At 69.0% G+C, this 16,407-nt stretch carries 16 protein-coding genes and 1 pseudogene; 6 read left to right on the top strand and 11 right to left on the bottom strand.

Translation table 11 applies throughout. From position 1 onward, the window contains the following. A complete protein-coding gene (locus AC3WON_RS15945; protein WP_340525616.1) occupies window positions 1-201 on the bottom strand; it encodes a DUF2905 domain-containing protein in 201 nt (66 codons plus the stop codon). Window positions 202-659: 458 nt separating this feature from the next. Here AC3WON_RS15945 and AC3WON_RS15940 point away from each other — a divergent pair. Then, window positions 660-2,047 (top strand): annotated as a pseudogene (locus AC3WON_RS15940) (MFS transporter). On the opposite strand, the gene AC3WON_RS15935 reads toward AC3WON_RS15940, so the two are convergent. Continuing rightward, on the bottom strand, window positions 2,041-2,994 hold the full coding sequence (locus AC3WON_RS15935) for a LysR substrate-binding domain-containing protein (RefSeq protein WP_492352223.1): 954 nt from the start codon (window positions 2,992-2,994) through the stop codon (window positions 2,041-2,043). The pseudogene AC3WON_RS15940 and the gene AC3WON_RS15935 sit on opposite strands and share 7 nt — an antisense overlap. A 94-nt stretch (window positions 2,995-3,088) precedes the next feature. On the opposite strand from AC3WON_RS15935, the gene pcaH reads away from it, so the two are divergent. The 4 genes from pcaH to pcaDC all read left to right on the top strand — a co-directional run bounded on the left by pcaH (window position 3,089) and on the right by pcaDC (window position 7,073). Beyond that, window positions 3,089-3,790: a protocatechuate 3,4-dioxygenase subunit beta gene (gene pcaH / locus AC3WON_RS15930; RefSeq protein WP_492352222.1), complete on the top strand. Its 702-nt coding sequence runs from the start codon at window positions 3,089-3,091 to the stop codon at window positions 3,788-3,790. Between the two features lie 4 nt (window positions 3,791-3,794). Beyond that, window positions 3,795-4,364, top strand: coding sequence for a protocatechuate 3,4-dioxygenase subunit alpha (gene pcaG, locus AC3WON_RS15925; protein ID WP_492318374.1), 570 nt, complete (start codon window positions 3,795-3,797; stop codon window positions 4,362-4,364). Window positions 4,365-4,441: 77 nt separating this feature from the next. Next, window positions 4,442-5,827, top strand: coding sequence for a 3-carboxy-cis,cis-muconate cycloisomerase (locus AC3WON_RS15920; protein WP_492318375.1), 1,386 nt, complete (start codon window positions 4,442-4,444; stop codon window positions 5,825-5,827). A gap of 70 nt (window positions 5,828-5,897) precedes the next feature. Beyond that, the gene (gene pcaDC, locus AC3WON_RS15915) at window positions 5,898-7,073 is read left to right on the top strand and encodes a bifunctional 3-oxoadipate enol-lactonase/4-carboxymuconolactone decarboxylase PcaDC (RefSeq protein WP_492352221.1); all 1,176 of its coding nucleotides are present in this window, start codon (window positions 5,898-5,900) and stop codon (window positions 7,071-7,073) included. Between the two features lie 4 nt (window positions 7,074-7,077). Here pcaDC and AC3WON_RS15910 read toward each other — a convergent pair whose 3' ends face one another. Continuing rightward, window positions 7,078-7,986: a helix-turn-helix domain-containing protein gene (locus AC3WON_RS15910; RefSeq protein WP_492352220.1), complete on the bottom strand. Its 909-nt coding sequence runs from the start codon at window positions 7,984-7,986 to the stop codon at window positions 7,078-7,080. Between the two features lie 126 nt (window positions 7,987-8,112). On the opposite strand from AC3WON_RS15910, the gene pobA reads away from it, so the two are divergent. Then, entirely contained in the window at window positions 8,113-9,282 is a 1,170-nt protein-coding gene (pobA, locus tag AC3WON_RS15905) for a 4-hydroxybenzoate 3-monooxygenase (RefSeq protein WP_492318378.1), read from the top strand. 127 nt (window positions 9,283-9,409) lie between these two features. On the opposite strand, the gene cobA is transcribed toward pobA, so the two are convergent. From cobA to AC3WON_RS15865, 8 genes are read right to left on the bottom strand one after another with little or no spacing between them, the layout of a single operon-like run. Further along, on the bottom strand, window positions 9,410-10,183 hold the full coding sequence (gene cobA / locus AC3WON_RS15900) for a uroporphyrinogen-III C-methyltransferase (protein ID WP_492352219.1): 774 nt from the start codon (window positions 10,181-10,183) through the stop codon (window positions 9,410-9,412). 37 nt (window positions 10,184-10,220) lie between these two features. Next, complete coding sequence (locus AC3WON_RS15895) at window positions 10,221-11,720, bottom strand: cytochrome D1 domain-containing protein (protein WP_492352218.1); 1,500 nt, start codon at window positions 11,718-11,720, stop codon at window positions 10,221-10,223. Beyond that, a complete protein-coding gene (gene nirJ / locus AC3WON_RS15890; protein WP_492352217.1) occupies window positions 11,717-12,880 on the bottom strand; it encodes a heme d1 biosynthesis radical SAM protein NirJ in 1,164 nt (387 codons plus the stop codon). Before nirJ ends, AC3WON_RS15895 begins: the two co-directional genes overlap by 4 nt. Window positions 12,881-12,892: 12 nt before the next feature. Further along, entirely contained in the window at window positions 12,893-13,393 is a 501-nt protein-coding gene (gene ahbB / locus AC3WON_RS15885; RefSeq protein WP_492318382.1) for a siroheme decarboxylase subunit beta, read from the bottom strand. Continuing rightward, on the bottom strand, window positions 13,393-13,857 hold the full coding sequence (locus AC3WON_RS15880; RefSeq protein ID WP_492318383.1) for an Lrp/AsnC family transcriptional regulator: 465 nt from the start codon (window positions 13,855-13,857) through the stop codon (window positions 13,393-13,395). The genes ahbB (AC3WON_RS15885) and AC3WON_RS15880 overlap by 1 nt, the downstream gene beginning before the upstream one ends. Then, window positions 13,854-14,852 carry a siroheme decarboxylase subunit beta gene (gene ahbB, locus AC3WON_RS15875; protein ID WP_492352216.1) on the bottom strand — a complete coding sequence of 333 codons (999 nt, stop codon included), beginning with the start codon at window positions 14,850-14,852 and terminating at the stop codon, window positions 13,854-13,856. Before ahbB (AC3WON_RS15875) ends, AC3WON_RS15880 begins: the two co-directional genes overlap by 4 nt. Before the next feature lie 9 nt (window positions 14,853-14,861). Beyond that, the gene (locus AC3WON_RS15870) at window positions 14,862-16,097 is read right to left on the bottom strand and encodes a cytochrome D1 domain-containing protein (RefSeq protein WP_492352215.1); all 1,236 of its coding nucleotides are present in this window, start codon (window positions 16,095-16,097) and stop codon (window positions 14,862-14,864) included. After that, complete coding sequence (locus tag AC3WON_RS15865) at window positions 16,037-16,399, bottom strand: c-type cytochrome (protein WP_492318386.1); 363 nt, start codon at window positions 16,397-16,399, stop codon at window positions 16,037-16,039. Before AC3WON_RS15865 ends, AC3WON_RS15870 begins: the two co-directional genes overlap by 61 nt. Window positions 16,400-16,407 lie beyond the last annotated feature (8 nt).

Genomic DNA, 16,407 nt, shown 5'->3' with positions numbered 1-16,407 from the left:
TCAGCGCCGGAAGATCCAGATCACGACCGACACCAGCACCGACACCAGGATGCAGGTCGTGATCGGAAAGTAGAAGCTGAACCCGTCCCGGACGATATGGATATCGCCGGGCAGCCGCCCGAGCGGCAGCTTCGACAGCCAGGGCCAGGCAGCGGCGGCTGCGATCAGCAGGCAGCCAAGGATGAGAAGCACGCGTTGCATGATCGGATGGATTCGGTTGGGCCGGCGGCTTGCCGCGCCGCGTGTCCTGAGACGTTGGACAGGCACGTCGCCGCAGGATTGCATCGGCTCGGCACGCCGGGGGCGAGACTATAGGTCGTGGGTTTCGGAATGTAAATTGAGAGTTGGCGCTCTTTACATGAAATTTCGTTATGCCGCACGGCTAGTCTGCTAGTAAATTTCACGACCAGCCGGTTTCCTGATAGAAAGCACTCTCCGCTTACCCAGACGTTCAATCTGGTTCCACAAAAATGGCCCGTTCCGGTGAAAGCCCCCACGCCGGACGGCCAATTTCCCGCCGGGTTAACGCTAATTCTGGGTCGCAATGCCTGCTGCCTAAGATTTCGTTCAATTGGAGAACATCAGTTCGCAATTAGAACAAAATCGCATGTCCGGCCTGCAGGACGGCTAGTGCGATTTCCAGGCAAACGGAGACAGAAGTGCAACATCCCACCGAAACCAAAGGCGGCGTCGCAGACGTCCAGGCCTTGATCGACGGCCAGCGGTTCACTGGTTACCAGTGGCTCATTCTTGGCCTGTGCTTCCTGATTGTGGCCGTTGACGGCTTCGATCCGCGGCAATGGGCTATATCGCGCCGGCGCTGGTGCAGGACTGGGGGATCGAGAAAGCAGCCCTCGGGCCCGTCATGAGCGCGGCCCTGTTCGGTCTTGCCTTCGGTGCGATCTTCGCCGGTCCGCTGGCTGATCGGGTCGGCCGCAAGAAGGTGCTGGTGCTGTCAGTCTTCTTCTTTGGCGCCTGCAGTCTCGCCACCGCGTTTGCGCCCACGCTGGGCTGGCTCACGGTCTGGCGCTTCCTGACCGGCCTTGGCCTGGGCGCCGCCATGCCCAATGCCGTGACGCTGACATCGGAGTTCGCGCCGCAACGCCGCCGTGCGGTGCTGGTGAACACCATGTTCTGCGGCTTTCCGCTGGGTTCCGCGGCCGGAGGCTTTGTCGCCGCCGCGATGATTCCGCACTTCGGCTGGCATAGCGTGCTGCTGCTTGGCGGCATCGTGCCGCTTGCGCTCGCGCTGTTGCTGGTGGTGCTGTTGCCCGAGTCCGTGCGCTACATGGTCCTGCGCAAGTATCCGGCCGACCAGATTTGCAAGGTGCTGCGGCGCGTGACCGGCGCAGACCTGCCCGAAGCCAGCACCTTCATCATCGGCGAGCAGGCCCCTGCGACCCGATCCGCGATCGGCACCGTGCTGGCCCCCGGCTATCGCCTGGGCTCGGCGATGCTGTGGTCCACTTACTTCATGGGCCTCGTCATCTTCTACCTGCTGACGAGCTGGATGCCGACGCTGATGAAGGACGCCGGTTTTTCGATCCAGCACGCGTCATTCCTGACGGCGCTGTTTCCGCTCGGTGGCGGCATCGGCACCATCGCGGCCGGCTGGTTCATGGACCGCTTCAATCCGAACAAGGTCATCGCCATCACCTACGCCGCAACCGGCGTGCTGATCTACGCAGTAGGCCACGGCACCGGCAGCCAGGTGCTGCTGGGCGTGCTGATCTTCCTCGCCGGTACGGCCATGAACGGTGCCCAGTCTTCGATGCCTTCGCTGGCCGCGGCCTTTTACCCGACGCAGGGCCGCGCTACCGGCGTTGCCTGGATGCTTGGCATCGGCCGCTTCGGCGGCATCACCGGTGCGCTGCTCGGTGCCGAACTGCTGCGCCTGCACCTTGGCTTCGACACGATCTTTACGCTGCTCACCGTGCCGGCGTTCCTGGCCGCCGGTGCACTGCTGGTGAAGCATTTCAGCAGCCGCCCCGCGGCTGCCGCCGACTCGGACTCGGTCAATGGCAGCGCAAGCGTGGCAAGTCACTGAGCGGCATCAGGCTGGGCCGCGGCGCGAATGCAGTTCGCCAGCGCCTCGGCCATCGGTGTGAGCGTGCGGTCGCCGTGCCGCAGCAGGCCGATCGGTTCCTCGGTGCCCTGCGTATCGATCGGCAGCAGCGCCAGCTCCCCCTCGGATACCGCGCGCCTGGTTGCGGAGAGCGGCGCGGCCCACACGCTGTCGCTCTGCCGGGCCAGCAGCCGTCCGAGATAGGCGTCCGAGGTTTCCACGCATCCGCCCGGCAGGGGCAGGCCGTGCCGGGCGAGCAGGCTTTCCGTGTTGTGGCGGGGAATCGAGCCCGCGGCCGGAATCACCAGCGGCCACGCCAGTGCGTCAACCAGGGTTGGCCGCGATACGGCGGCGAGGGGATGCCCGGGACGAACCGCCAGTGCCAGCGAGTCCGGGCCCAGGGACTCGAACCACAGGCTCTCCATGGCCACCGGGTCATCCATCCGGCCAATGACCAGGTCGAGCACATCCGCCTTGAGCTGGTCGATAAGGTTGCGGTTCATGCCGGTCTGCACGGCAAGGCCGACTTCGGGATGCGCGGCGCGAAAACGCAGCAGGGCGTCGGTCAGCACGGCCGGCACCACGCTCGGCAGCGCACCCAGCCGGATGCGCTCTTGCGGCAGTGCATCCGCGCCGGCCATGCTGTCCGCCGCGGCATCGATATCCGCGAGGATGCGCAGCGCGTGGCGCAGGAAGCGCGTGCCGGCGGTGGTCAGTTCGGTGCCGGCCCGCTGCCGCACCAGCAAACGGCTGCCGGCCAGTTCCTCGAGCTCGCTCAGTGTCTTGGAGACGGCCGGCTGGGTCAGGCCCAGGCGTTCGGCGGCGCGGCCCAGGTGCTGGGTCTGCGATACCGCCACGAAGCAATAGAGGTGCCGCAGCCGCACGCGATTGCGGAAGATTTCGAGCGCGGGAGGTGCCTGTGGTTTCATGCCTAAAAGTTATCGTATTTCGATGTAATCTTAATTTACATGACTTTATGTGCTGTTTAAAGTCAAACCATTCCAATGACAAGGAGACTGCGCGATGACCCGTCTTGCCCAGTACCGCCGTCCCTACTGGGACACCCAACCCGAATACCGCTTCGATCCCTATGCCTCGACGCAGAAGCGCTCGCCGGGCCAACCGCTGGTTGCGCTGCCGCAGTCGCTGTCTGAAGTGACCGGTCCGACCTTCGGCGCCGAGTTCGTCCGCGAAGGTGACAACGACCTCACCGCCGGCAACGGCGGCGAGCCCATCGGCGAGCGCATCCTCGTGACCGGCCGCGTGCTCGACGAGAACGGCCGGCCGGTGCCGAATGCGCTGGTCGAGGTCTGGCAGGCCAACGCCGCCGGCCGCTACCTGCACAAGCGCGACCAGCACGACGCCCCGCTCGACCCGCATTTCTCGGGCGAGGGCCGCGCCGTGACCAACGCCAACGGGCACTACCAGTTCAAGACCATCAAGCCCGGCGCCTATCCCTGGCGCAACCACCACAACGCCTGGCGGCCGCAGCACATCCACTTCTCGCTGTTCGGCAATGCCTACGCCACGCGCCTGGTGACGCAGATGTACTTCCCCGGCGATCCCCTGCTGCCGTTCGACCCGATCTTCAACTGCGTGCCGGACGAGAAAGCGCGCAACCGCCTGATCGCCGCCTTCGACTGGGAGACCACCCAGCCCGAATACGCGCTCGGCTACCGTTTCGATATCGTGCTGCGTGGCCGCGATGCCACGCCGATGGAGTAAGACCATGCTTTACGCCACCGCATCCCAGACCGTCGGCCCTTATCTCCATATCGGCCTGAGCGGCCTGAACTGCGCCGACCTGACCGCCAGCGCCCCGGAACTGGCAGGCCAGCGCATCGTGATCGAAGGCCGCGTGACCGACGGCGACGGCGAGCCCGTGCCGGACGGCATGGTCGAGATCTGGCAGGCCAACCCTGCCGGCCGCTACCGCCATCCTGAAGACACCCGCGAACTGCCGCTGGTGCCCGGCTTCACCGGCTTCGGCCGTGTGCCGACCGAGGCCGACGGCTCGTTCCGCTTTGTCACCGTCAAGCCGGGCGCCGTGCCGGGCCCGGACGGACGGCCGCAGGCGCCGCACATCATGGTGTCGGTGTTCATGCGCGGCCTGGTCAGGCATGTGGCCACGCGCATGTACTTCCCGGACGAAGCGGCGGCCAATGCCGCCGATGCCGTGTTGGCGCTGGTCCCCGCCGAGCGCCGCGGCACGCTGGTTGCCAGCGATGCCGGCAACGGTACGCTGCGCTGGGACGTGGCGCTGCAGGGGCAGGCCGAGACAGTGTTCTTCGACATCTGAAGACCCCGCTGCCGGCAACAGACGCATAATCGGGTGGCCGTCGATGTCACGGCCACTCACGCTACCCATCGCCCCCAATGCCAACCGCTTCGCGTCTCACCGATCCCATGTCCGGCAGCCCGGCCGTGCTGGACATTTTCTCCGACGCCGGCACGGTGCAGCGCATGCTTGCCGTGGAGGCCGCGCTCGCGCGCGCCGAAGCCGACAGCGGCGTGATCCCTGCCGCGGCCGCTGCCGTGATCTCCGACGTCTGCCGCGACCCCGGCATCATTGACCGCGACGCGCTTGCGCAAGCCGCGGTCGCCGCCGGCAATCTCGCGATTCCCTTCGTCAGGCAACTGACCGCCGCCGTGGCCGCGCGCGATGCCGAGGCGGCGCGCTTTGTCCACTGGGGCGCCACCAGCCAGGACATCATCGACACCGCACTGGTGCTCCAGGCCGGCGACGCGCTGCGCGCGCTGGATGCCGACCTGGTGCGCCTGGGCGCAGCCTGCGCCGCGCTGGCTTCGGCGCATCGGGCCACGCCGATGGTCGCGCGCACCTGGCTGCAGCATGCATTGCCGGCCAGCTTCGGCCTCAAGGCCGCGGGCTGGCTCGATGCGCTGCGCCGCGATCTCGGCCGTCTCGATACCACCCGTGTCCAGGCCCGCGTGCTGCAGTTCGGCGGCGCCGCCGGCACGCTCGCCAGCCTTGGCAATGCGGCACCAGCGGTGACCGCCGCGCTGGCCCGCGAACTGGACCTGGCCGCGCCCGTGCTGCCGTGGCACGCGCATCGCGACCGCATGGTCGAGATCGCCACCACACTGGGCATGATGACCGGCACGCTCGGCAAGATGGCGCGCGATATCTCGCTGATGATGCAGACCGAAGTGGCGGAAGTGGCCGAGCCTGCCGGCCCCGGCCGCGGCGGCTCCAGCACCATGCCGCACAAGCGCAACCCGGTCGGCTGCGCGGCGGTGCTGACGGCCGCGGTGCGCGTGCCGCCGCTGGTGGCGACGATGCTGGCGGGCATGGTGCAGGAACATGAGCGTGCCCTGGGGGGTTGGCAGGCCGAGTGGGACACACTGCCGCAGATCGTGACGCTGGCCGCCGGCGCGCTGCGCCAGATGGGTGAGGTCGTGGCGGGGCTGCAGGTCGATGCGGCGCGCATGCGCGCCAACCTCGGCCTCACCCATGGCCTGATCCTCGGCGAGGCGGCGATGCTTGAACTTGGCAGCAGGATCGGCCGGCTGCCGGCGCACCATCTGGTGGAACGCGCCTCGCAACGTGCGGTGGCCGACGGCACCAGCCTGCGTGACGCGCTGGCCAGTACGCTGCAATCCGACCCGGCCCATGCCGGCCTGCTCGATGACGCCGCGCTGGATCGCCTTGCCGACCCCGCCAACTACGCGGGCCAGTCCGCGGCCTTTGCGGACGCTGCCGTGCAGGCCTGGCAATCCGCACTGGTGGCGCGCCTGTCCTGAAACTGCCCTGAGCCCGGAACTATCACGACGCGCCGGTCACGCCGCCGGCCGCGCCCCCAAGGAGACTGCATTGCCCTACCTCGACCACGCCGGTGCCCGGCTCTTCTACACCGTTGACGGCCCCGAGTCCGCGCCGGCCATCCTGTTCTCGAACTCGCTCGGCACCGACCACACCATGTGGGAGCCGCAGGCCGCCGCGCTGGCAGGGCGCTTTCGCGTGGTGCGCTACGACACCCGCGGCCACGGCCGCTCGACCGCACCGGGCGATGCCTTTACCGTGGCGCAGCTCGGGCAGGACGTCATCGCCATCCTGGATGCGCTGGGGATCGGGCAGGCGGTGTTCTGTGGCCTGTCGATGGGCGGGCTCACCGGGATGTGGCTGGGCATCCATGCGCCGCAGCGGTTCTCGCATATCGTGCTGGCCAATACCGCCGCGAAGATCGGCAATGCCGACGGCTGGAATTCCCGCATCGACACCGTGCTGCGCGAAGGCATGGCCGTGATGGTCGCGCCTTCGGTCGAGCGCTGGTTCACGCCGGCGTTTGCCGCCACGGCGGAGCGCGCGCTGGACGGCCTGCGCGATGTGCTCGCCGGGCTCGATCCGCGCGGCTATGCGGCCAGTTGCGCGGCCGTGCGCGACGCCGATTTCCGCGAGTCGGTGGCGTCGATAACGGTGCCCGTGCTGGTCATCGCCGGCAGCCAGGACCCGTCAACCAGCGCGCAGGAAGGCCGCGCGCTGGCCGACGCGATTCCCGGCGCCCGCTTTGTCGAACTGCCCGCCGCGCATATTTCCAGCTTCGAGCAGCCCGGCCGCTTCACGGCAGCGCTGCGCGATTTCGTGCGCGGCCGGCTGCCGGTGACCGATGATCATGCGCGCTACGACGCTGGCCTTGCCGTGCGGCGCGAGGTGCTGGGCAGTGCGCACGTGGACCGGTCGCTCGCGCGGCTGACACCGCTCAACGAGGAGTTCCAGAGCCTAATCACTCGCTATGCCTGGGGTGAGATCTGGACGCGCGAAGGCCTGCCGCGGCATACGCGCAGCCTGGTGACGATCGCCATGATGGTGGCGCTGAACCGCGCGGAGGAGCTTAAGCTGCATCTGCGCGCCGCCGCCAACAACGGCGTGACGCGCGACGAGATCAAGGAGGTGCTGCTGCAGGCCGCGATCTATTGCGGCGTGCCGGCGGCGAACTCGGCATTTCACCTGGCCGAGGAGGTGTTCGCCGAAATCGACCAGGCAGGCTGAGCGGTCAGCCCGCCGCATCCGCGGGCGGTGGCATCGCAAATGCCGGCAGCCGCGCACGCCCCGACTGCCGGAACTCAGTCGGCGCCTGCCCTACCAGCCGCGCAAAGAAGCGCGAGAAGTAGGCCGCGTCAGCGAACCCGAGCGACAGTGCGATGTGCTTGACCTCCAGGTCGCTGAACAGCAGGTCGCGCTGCGCCTCGGCCAGCACGCGCGCGTGGATCATCTGCAGGGCCGACCGCCCGCAAGCCTGGCGGCACACGCGGTTGAGCTGCGTGGGTGTGATGCCGATGGCGCCTGCATAGTGCGTGATGTCCTTGTGCTCACGATAGTCGGATTCGAGCAGCTGCTGGAACAGCCGGAAATGCCGCGCGGGCCGGCTGTCGCTGCGCGCCGCGGCTGGCGCGGCGGCATTGGCCAGCCGCGCGATGCCGATCAGCAGCAGCGTCAGCAATGCCGACAGCGACGCCCCGCGCCAGGCGGACACAGCTTCCACCTCGCCACGAACCAGTGCCAGCGTATCGGCCAGCGCGTGGCCCCGGCGCACGCGGTCGTGGCGCGGATCGGCGAACAGCGGTAGCGCATCCGGCACACCCGCCAGCAATGTGCGCAGGTGGCTGTCGGTCATGGTCACGACCATGCCGTCGGTGTCCGGCGTGAAGACAAAGCCGTGGATGTGCCGTGGCGGCATCGTTACCAGCGAACCGCTGCGCAGCCGTTCGCGCCGCTCCTCCAGCAGGGCTTCGCCGGCGCCTGAGTGAATGTACAGAATTTGCAGGAATCGATCATGCCGATGGGGCTTGATCTCCCATCCGTGCAGGCGGCTGCGTGCGGCAATGGATTCGAAATGAAGCTGGTTTTCCAGCAGTTCTGAGGGATTGATGCCATACAGCGAGTACGTCGGGACAGGTTTCACGGTGGCTTAGGTGTTTACCATCGATGTTCCGATTGTCCTGTCATTGGTTCGATCTGTCCATTCCTTGGCGGGTCTGCGCCGACTATCTTTAGCGGCAGAAGACCGATACCCACAAGGAGACAAGACATGCGCACCCAGGTTGCCATCATCGGCGCCGGCCCGGCCGGCCTGCTGCTCGGCCAGTTGCTGACACGCGCCGGCATCGACAACATCATCATCGAACAACGCAGTCCCGAATACGTGCTTGGCCGCATCCGCGCGGGCATCCTGGAGAGCGTCACCGTCGACGCGCTGGAACGCGCCGGCGTGGCCGGGCGGCTGCATGCGGAAGGCCTGGTCCACCACGGCATCGCCCTGTCGTACGGCGGGCAGCGCCATCATATCGACCTGCATGCGCTGATCGGGCGCAGCGTCACGGTGTACGGGCAGACCGAGGTCACGCGCGACCTGATGGATGCGCGCCGCGCCGATGACACCCCCACCGTCTATGAAGCGCAGGAGGTGAGCGTGCACGGTTTCGACGGCAGCACGCCGTCGGTGCGCTATCGCAAGGATGGCGCCATGCACGAGGTGGCCTGCGACTACATCGCCGGCTGCGACGGTTTTCACGGCATCTGCCGCGAGAGCGTGCCGGCGGCGGCGCGGCAGGTGTTCGAGCGGGTCTATCCGTTTGGCTGGCTGGGGCTGTTGTCGGAGACGCCCCCCGTTGCCGATGAGCTGGTCTATGCCAGCCATGAGCGCGGCTTCGCGCTGTGCAGCATGCGTTCGCGCCACCGCAGCCGCTACTACGTGCAGGTGGCGGCTAGCGAGCGCGTGGAAGACTGGTCAGACGAGCGCTTCTGGCAGGAGCTGCGCAGCCGGCTCGATCCGCAGACGGCAAGCGCGCTGGTGACCGGGCCCAGCATCGAGAAAAGCATTGCGCCGCTGCGCAGCTTTGTGTGCGAGCCGATGCGTTTTGGCCGGCTGTTCCTGGCGGGCGACGCGGCGCATATCGTGCCGCCTACCGGGGCCAAGGGGTTGAACCTGGCGGCCAGTGATGTGCTGGCGTTGTCCGAAGGCTTTGAAGCCCGTTACCGCCATGCCGATGCCAGCGGCCTCGATGGCTATTCCGCGCGTTGCCTGCAGCGTGTGTGGAAGGCTGAGCGTTTCTCGTGGTGGATGACTTCGCTGTTGCACCGGTTTCCGGATGCGGATGCGTTCTCGTTGCGGATGCAGCAGGCGGAGCTGGACTATTTGGTGGGGTCGGAGGCTGCGTCGCGGGTGTTGGCGGAGAACTATGTGGGGTTGCCGTATTGAGCTGAGTGCACTGCGCGATTGCTGACAGCATTCGCATGCTGTGGGTGTGCTCCCCTCTCCCGCAAGCGGGAGAAGGGAGCACACAATCGGGTCCCCAGAACTCGGTAGAACTTGCCGGAAGCCGACGCTACGCGGCCAGCGAGCCGGCGTCCGACACCACCGCTTGCACCGCTTGCAGCGTGTCTCCAACCACCTCACCCACCAGTACCACGGCCGGGCTGGCCAGCCCCTCCGCGAGCGCTTCGGCGAGCGTGCCGAGCGAGCCGGCCCAGCTGCGTGCCTGCTCGCTGCCGGCATGCATCACCACCGCCGCCGGCATGTCGCTGCGCATCCCCGCCGCCAGCAAGCCGTCGCGGATCGCCGCGAGCCGGCTCATGCCCATATAGATCACCAGCGTGGTGCCGCCACGCACCAGCGCCTGCCAGTCGGGCGAGCCGTGCGCGCTGGTATGGCCGGTTACGAAGGTCACGCCGTGGCAGTGCGCGCGGTGCGTCAGCGCAATCCCCAGTGCCTGCGCGGCGGCCATGCCGCTGCTGATGCCATTGACGATCTCGACGGCCACGCCGTGGCCGCGCAGGAAGGCGGCCTCTTCGCCGCCGCGCCCGAACAGCAGCGGATCGCCGCCCTTGACGCGCGCCACGCTGCGCCCGTCCAGCGCATGCTGCAGCGTCAGCTGCTGGATGCGTTCCTGGCTGACCGAGCAGCGCCCGCCGCGCTTGCCGACCCACTCAACATGGGTGCCGGGACTGGCATAGCAGGACATCTCCGGCGCGACCAGGTCATCGACCAGCCAGACCTCGGCCGCGGCCAGCGCGCGCATGGCGCGTACCGTGACCAGGTCCGGGCTGCCGGGGCCGATGCCGACCAGCCAGACCTTGCCGGGTTTCAGGGGGGGGGTCATCTCGGGCTCCTGCAATGGGGGGCATCACCACGCCGGCTCAGTGGCTGGTGCCGGCCGAGCGCGTGGTCTTGTTGAAGACGTTGTACTTGCCGATGGGCTTGTCCATCGGCAGGCGCCTGACCTCCTGCAAGGTGGCCGCGTCGTAGACCACGATGGCGCCGTCGCGCTCCATCAGGCTGACCAGCGCGTAGCGCCCGTCGCGCGTGAATTCGACGTGGGCAGCGGTGCGCCCCGGGCTCGGCGTGACGCTGCCGACCACCCGCAGGCCTTGCTTGTCGATCACCTGCAGCGTGTCGCGCTTCGGGCTCATCATGGCGTCGGCCCAGGCGTAGGGGGTGTTTTCATGGCTGCGCAGGAAGAAGCCCGGACCGTTGGTCGGTATGGTGGAGACCGTGTGCCAGTCCTGCATGTCGATCACCGTGATGCGGCCTTGCCCGAGGTCGGGCGAGGCCATCACTTCACGGCCATCGCGCTGCCAGGTGATGCCGCTGCCCAGGTGCGGCATGCCGCCAAGCGCAAGCGCCGCGACCTTGCGGCCCTGCAGCAGGTCGATCACCTGGCCGCCACCCTTGCGCGAAGCGCCCAGGATATGGCGATAGGACTGATCGAAGAAGAAGTCGTCGAGCACGTCGTCCAGCACCACCACGCGCGGGGCCAGCGCCGGCAGCGGCGCACCGGCCGCATCGGCATACGGAATCTCCCAGACCTCGGCGATATCCTTCAGCGCGGCAATAAAGCTGTGGCGCGGCGCGGCGTCGTAGACGGCGGAGACGCGCGAGGCCTCGCCATTGCGCCCCTTCACGTCGATCACCCGCGCCAGCGACAGGTCGTCGGCATTGAGCAGCACCAGCGTGCGCGGCAGCGTATTGCCGGCCAGCACCCAGCGGCCATCATCGCTGACGGCGACGTTGCGCGTGTTCACGCCGACCCGGATCTCCGCCACATAGGCCAGGTTCCACAGGTCGTACTTGCTGACCCAGCCATCGCGGCTGGCCAGGTAGACATAGCGGCCGTCGCGGCTGAACTTGGGGCCGCCGTGCAGCGCAAAACGGGTGGCAAAGCGATGGACCGGTGCCAGCCGGTCCCCGTCGAGCACGGTCATATGATGGCTGCCGGCCTCCACTACCACGAACAGGTTGTGCGGATCGGCGCTGAACACCGGCCGCGCCGGCAGGCTGCCGGGGGCGTGGTGGACGATATGGCTGGCGCGGATGGCCTCCGCGTTCCATTGCGGCGTGGCTGCGGGTGCCGTGCGCAGCCAGCGCGCCAGGGCCTTCAAGTCAGGCTCGGCCAGCGTGGCGGCGAATTCCGGCATCTGCGTGGCGGCGCGCCCATCATGCAGCACCTGGTCAAGTTCGCCGGCGCGCAAGCGCTCCAGGCTTTCCGGCAGCAGCGCGGGGCCCATGGCGCCGAGGCGGTCGGCGCCATGGCAGGCGGCGCAGTGCTGGCTGTAGAGCGCCGCGGGGTCGGCGGCCATGGCGGCCTGCGCGGCGCCGGCAAGGGCCAGGGTGACCAGCCATCGGAGCACAGTCTTCATGCCGCGACCTCCGTGCCCGGCGCATGCGCGATCTCGGCATCGCTCAGGTAGCAGCCCGGGTCTTCCGCCCAGGCGTTGCCTGTCAGCGCAAAGGCGCGCACCCGGGTATTGCCGTTGCAGATGGCGCGATATGCGCAGCCTGAGCAACGCCCCTGCAGCGGACGCGGCTTGCTGGCCAGGCCCGCCATCAGCGGATCGGCGCGGCTGGCCCAGATCTCGCCGAACGGCCGCTCGCGCACATTGCCCACGGTCACCTGCCACCACATCGTGTCGGGATGGACATTGCCGAGGTTGTCGATATTGGCCACGCCGACCCCGGTGGCGTTGCCGCCCCAGTGTTCCAGCCGCTGGCGCATATCCGCCAGGCGGTGCGGCAAGTGCCTGGCGATCCAGTACAGCAGGTACACGCCATCCGCATCGTTGTTGCCGGTGACGAAGTCGCCCGCATGGCCCTGCTGCGTGCGCTGCCAGACGTGGTCGAACAGCCAGTCGAGCGCGGCGCGGGTGCGCGCATGGTGCGCGTCTTCGGCGCGATGGCTGCGTGCACGGCCAGCATAGTTGAAGTGCGACAGGTAGAACTTGTCGATGCCCTCGCGCTCGGTCAGCGCCACCAGGTCGGGCAGTTGTGCCGCGTTGGCTTCGGTCAGCGTCATGCGCACGCCCACGCGCAGACCGGCCGCGCGCGCAATGCGCAGGCCCGTCAGCGCCTGCGCAAAGGCGCCGTCGCTGCGGCGGAAGCGGTCGTGCGTGGCGGGCAGGCCGTCCACGCTGACGCCGACGTAGTCGAAGCCCGCCGCCGCTAGCCGCGCGGCATGCGCTGCATCAAGCAGCGTGCCGTTGGACGACAGCGACAGGTGGAAGCCGAGCGCGCGCGCCCGTGCGGCAATCTCGTAGAGGTCCGGCCGCAGCAGCGGTTCGCCCCCGGACAGGATCAGCGCGGGTACGCGCGCATCGCGCAACTGATCGAGCACGCGCAGCGCCTCGGCGGTGTCCAGCTCGCCCTTGAAGTCCGTGTCGGCGGAGGTGGCATAGCAGTGCCGGCAGTTGAGGTTGCAGCGGCGGATCAGGTTCCAGATCACCACCGGGCCGGCGGGCTTGCGCGGCGGCGGCACCGGGCCGGCATCGCGCAGGGCTTCCATGAAGCGGGACAGGCGGAACATGGGGGGGGTTTCCTATTGGTCTGGGCCGGGCGGCGGCAGGCGCAGCCCGGTTTTCTTGAGGATGCGGGTGGACCACAGCACGTCGTGCGCGCGGCAGGCGTCGCCAAGCAGTGCCGCGATCACGGCAACCTGCGGCGCGGCGTCTTCGCGGGAGCGCGCATGGACCATCGCGAACAGGTTGTAGGGCCAATGCGGCAAGTGGCGCGGACGGCAATAGCAATGGCTGACGAAGGGCAGGGCGCCGATGCGCTGGCCCAGCGTGTCGATGCACGCATCGTCCACGTCCCACACGGTCATGCCGTTGGCGCGCCAGCCCAGCCGGTAGTGGTTGGGAACGGCGCCGATACGGCGCAGCACGCCGCGCGCCTGCATCGCGGCGAGCCGCGCAATCACTTCCTGCTCGGTCAGGCCGAGTGCGCCGGCCACTGCCGCGTAGGGCGCCGGCACCAGCGGCAGTCCTGCTTGCGTGGCGCGGATCAGCGCCAGGTCGACGGGATCGACAGGCTCGGGCATCAGGCGGGCAGGTAGAGGTTGACGAAGAACTCGCGTTCCTTGGGGAACGGCAGGATCTCGACGCCGGCCGCCGCCGCAATGCGCGCGAGTACCGGCGCGACATCTCCCCGCCTCGCCACCGCCAGCACGAACCACAGGTTCAGGTGATGGGTGCGCGCGTAGTGGTGGGCGACCTCGGGGTGCGCGTTGATGGCGGCGATCACGGCGTCCATCCGTGCGGCGGGCGCATGGCAGGCGCACAGCACGAAGCTTCCGCCTGCGCGCTCGATCTGGTAGAGCGGGCCGAAGCGCGTCAGCACGCCCGCGGCAAGCAGTGCGCGCAGCCGCTCCAGCAGTTCGGTCTCGGTGATGCCGAGGGCCGACGCGGCTTCGGCATACGGATGCGGCACCAGCGGCAGCCCGCGCTGCAGCGCGTTGATGATGCGGCGGTCGAGCGGGTCGAGTGCGGCGATTGCACCGGTCATGCCGACACCTGCATGGCATAGCGTGTGCCGCGCTGCTTGTAGCAGCGCGTGCCGACCAGCACGGTCCCGGGCGCATGTTCCAGCCCGGCGGTGGCATGGATGCGCGCCAGCGCGGGCTGCAAGTCCTGCGCATTGCGCGCATGGACCATCGCAAACAGGTTGTAGGGCCAGTCGGGCAGCCGGCGCGCGCGGCGGTAGCACAGGGTCACGCGCGCCTGCCGGGCCAGCCGCATGCCGATGGCGTCCACGTGTGCGTCGGGCACATCCCACACGCACATGGCGTTGTGGCCGAAGCCGAAGCGCCCATGCTGCAGCACCACGCCCAGGCGCCGGATCACGCCCTGCGCGGACCAGCGCGTCAGCCGCTCCAGGACCTGAGGCATCGCCATCCGCGCTTGCGCTGCCAGTGCGTGGAACGGGCGCGGCGTCAGCGGCAGGCCGGCTTCCAGTGCGGCCACCAGGCGCCAGTCGTCATCGTCCAGGGCGACAGGCGCGGCGGGAGCGGCGGGAGCGGCCGCGCTGGCAGCGCGGCGGGCGCGTGCGCTGCCCGGGCGCGCGAGCGGGAAGCCGAGGTCGATGTGATACTCGCGGGCCATCGGCAGGTCCAGCGGCGCCAGGCCGGTCATGTCCCCGATCGACGCCAGCGTGACATCGAGCATGCGACGCTCGCGCGCACCCGCGACGAACCACAGGTTGTACGGGTGGCCGCTGCGCGCATAGTTGTGGCTGACCGCCGCGCAGGCGCTGACGCGCGCCGCCACGCGGTCCAGCTGGGCCGGCGGCACGGACAGCGCCGCCAGCGTGCTGACGCCGATCACGTTGGGCGCGAACACGGCGCCGACGCGGCTGATGCGCCCGCTGCCCAGGTCGCGCGCCAGCAGGCTCAGCAGCGTGTGCTCGCACAGGCCGAGCTTGCCGGCCAGCGCCTGGTAGGGCCGCGGCTGCAGCGGGAAATCGCGCTGCAGGGTGTCGTAGACGCTCAGTTCATCGTACATGGTGCCCCTTTACATGCCGAACCGTTGCGCGCGCACGGTGAAGAAGATGCCGCTGGGGTTGTCGGCGGGCAGCGTGGCAATTCGCGCCAGGCTGGCGGTGTCGTAGACCTCGACACGGTCGTCGTCGCGGCAGGACAGCCACAGCGCCTCGCCCTTGGGCGTGAACTCCATGTGCAGCACGCCGCGGCAGGGATGCAGCGTGCGCACCACCTGGCGCGTGGCGGTGTCGATCACCTGCACCGTGTCGTTGTGGGGGAAGGCGAAGTTGACCCAGACCTGGCGCCCGTCGGGTCGTGCCATCACAAAGACCGGCTGGCCGGCCAGGGCCACGCGCGCGGCCTGCTGCCAGCCGTTGGCGGGATCGGCCACCAGCACCTCATGACGGCCGATCGCCGGCAGCCAGGCCATGCCCTGGGCCATGGCCCAGCCGCGCAGGTGCGGCATCTTGTAGACCGGCAGCGGCGCGCTGCCGCGGCCGTAGCCGGAGAGCACGCGGCGCGACTGCAGTGGCGCCTGCCACAGGTCGACCAGCGCCAGGCCGTCCTCACCGAACAGCCCGGCCAGGTACCAGCGGCCGTCGGGCGTGGCCAGTCCGTCGTACGGCTCGCGGCCGGCGGGCAGGCGTGTCACCTGCGGCTGGCGCGGATCGCTGGCGTCGATGATCCAGACCTCGCCGGATTCGAACAGGCTGGCGGCAAAGCGGCGGCCGGGCAGGTCGGCCAGGCCCACCACCTTGGAGCGGCGGCCGTCATTGCCGATGGCCGGCAGCTCCGCCAGCGGCTCAAGCGTCTGGGCGTCGAACAGGCGGATGCCGCCGGGCGCGTAGTTCTGCGCGGCCACCACGCGGCCATCCTGCGAGATCGCGCCGCCGATGCTGTTGCCCGCCTGCAGCACGCGGTGGGTGATGCGGGCGCCGAGCAGGTCCACGCGCGTCAGGCCGCCGTCGCGGCCGAAGACATAGGCGTAGCGTGCATCGCGCGAGAACACCACGCTGGCGTGGGACAAATCGCCCAGTCCTTCCACGGTTGCCAGCCGGGTCATGCCGGTGGTCTCGACGATCTGCAGCCGTCCGGCGGCGCGCTCCACCACCACGCCCAGGTCGCCGGTGCCGCGCACGGCGCTGGCACAACCGGCCACCAGCGCGGCGGCAACGGTGGCGCACAAGGCCGCGGCCAGGCCGCGGATCAGTTGCCTTGCGGCGAGGCGGCCGGTGGCTTGCCGGCCTGCAGTCGATCGATCAGCCATTGGGCTTCATCCTGCGTCATGAAAGGTTGCCAGGGCGGCATCGCGGTGCCGGGGCGGCCGTACAGCACGGTGGCCACCAGGCCCTCGGGCGGCTTGCCGGACAGTGCCTCGCGCGTCAGCGGCGGGCCCAGCCCGCCGCGCAGCGTCATGCCGTGGCAGGCGCCGCAGTCATCGCGCAGCCAGTGCGCAAGCTGCGCCTGCCGGGCAGGATTGGGCTGGGCCGCCGCGCCGGGCGCTGCACCCAGCAGGGCTGTTGCCAGCCCCGCCAGTGCAGCGCGCCGCCAGGCGATGTGATTACGCATGGTGGCGC

The organism is Cupriavidus sp. FW305-46 (assembly GCF_058787075.1).
Note: the sequence above shows the minus strand (reverse complement) of the source record. Positions and strands in the feature narration are given on the sequence as shown.

Bases quoted from the DNA above. Each gene is read 5' to 3' on its own strand.
- AC3WON_RS15945 (WP_340525616.1), bottom strand. From the start codon at position 201: ATGCAACGCGTGCTTCTCATCCTTGGCTGCCTGCTGATCGCAGCCGCC.
- AC3WON_RS15935 (WP_492352223.1), bottom strand. From the start codon at position 2,994: ATGAAACCACAGGCACCTCCCGCGCTCGAAATCTTCCGCAATCGCGTG.
- pcaH (WP_492352222.1), top strand. From the start codon at position 3,089: ATGACCCGTCTTGCCCAGTACCGCCGTCCCTACTGGGACACCCAACCC.
- pcaG (WP_492318374.1), top strand. From the start codon at position 3,795: ATGCTTTACGCCACCGCATCCCAGACCGTCGGCCCTTATCTCCATATC.
- AC3WON_RS15920 (WP_492318375.1), top strand. From the start codon at position 4,442: ATGCCAACCGCTTCGCGTCTCACCGATCCCATGTCCGGCAGCCCGGCC.
- pobA (WP_492318378.1), top strand. From the start codon at position 8,113: ATGCGCACCCAGGTTGCCATCATCGGCGCCGGCCCGGCCGGCCTGCTG.
- cobA (WP_492352219.1), bottom strand. From the start codon at position 10,183: ATGACCCCCCCCCTGAAACCCGGCAAGGTCTGGCTGGTCGGCATCGGC.
- AC3WON_RS15895 (WP_492352218.1), bottom strand. From the start codon at position 11,720: ATGAAGACTGTGCTCCGATGGCTGGTCACCCTGGCCCTTGCCGGCGCC.
- nirJ (WP_492352217.1), bottom strand. From the start codon at position 12,880: ATGTTCCGCCTGTCCCGCTTCATGGAAGCCCTGCGCGATGCCGGCCCG.
- ahbB (WP_492318382.1), bottom strand. From the start codon at position 13,393: ATGCCCGAGCCTGTCGATCCCGTCGACCTGGCGCTGATCCGCGCCACG.
- AC3WON_RS15880 (WP_492318383.1), bottom strand. From the start codon at position 13,857: ATGACCGGTGCAATCGCCGCACTCGACCCGCTCGACCGCCGCATCATC.
- ahbB (WP_492352216.1), bottom strand. From the start codon at position 14,852: ATGTACGATGAACTGAGCGTCTACGACACCCTGCAGCGCGATTTCCCG.
- AC3WON_RS15870 (WP_492352215.1), bottom strand. From the start codon at position 16,097: ATGGCTGATCGATCGACTGCAGGCCGGCAAGCCACCGGCCGCCTCGCC.
- AC3WON_RS15865 (WP_492318386.1), bottom strand. From the start codon at position 16,399: ATGCGTAATCACATCGCCTGGCGGCGCGCTGCACTGGCGGGGCTGGCA.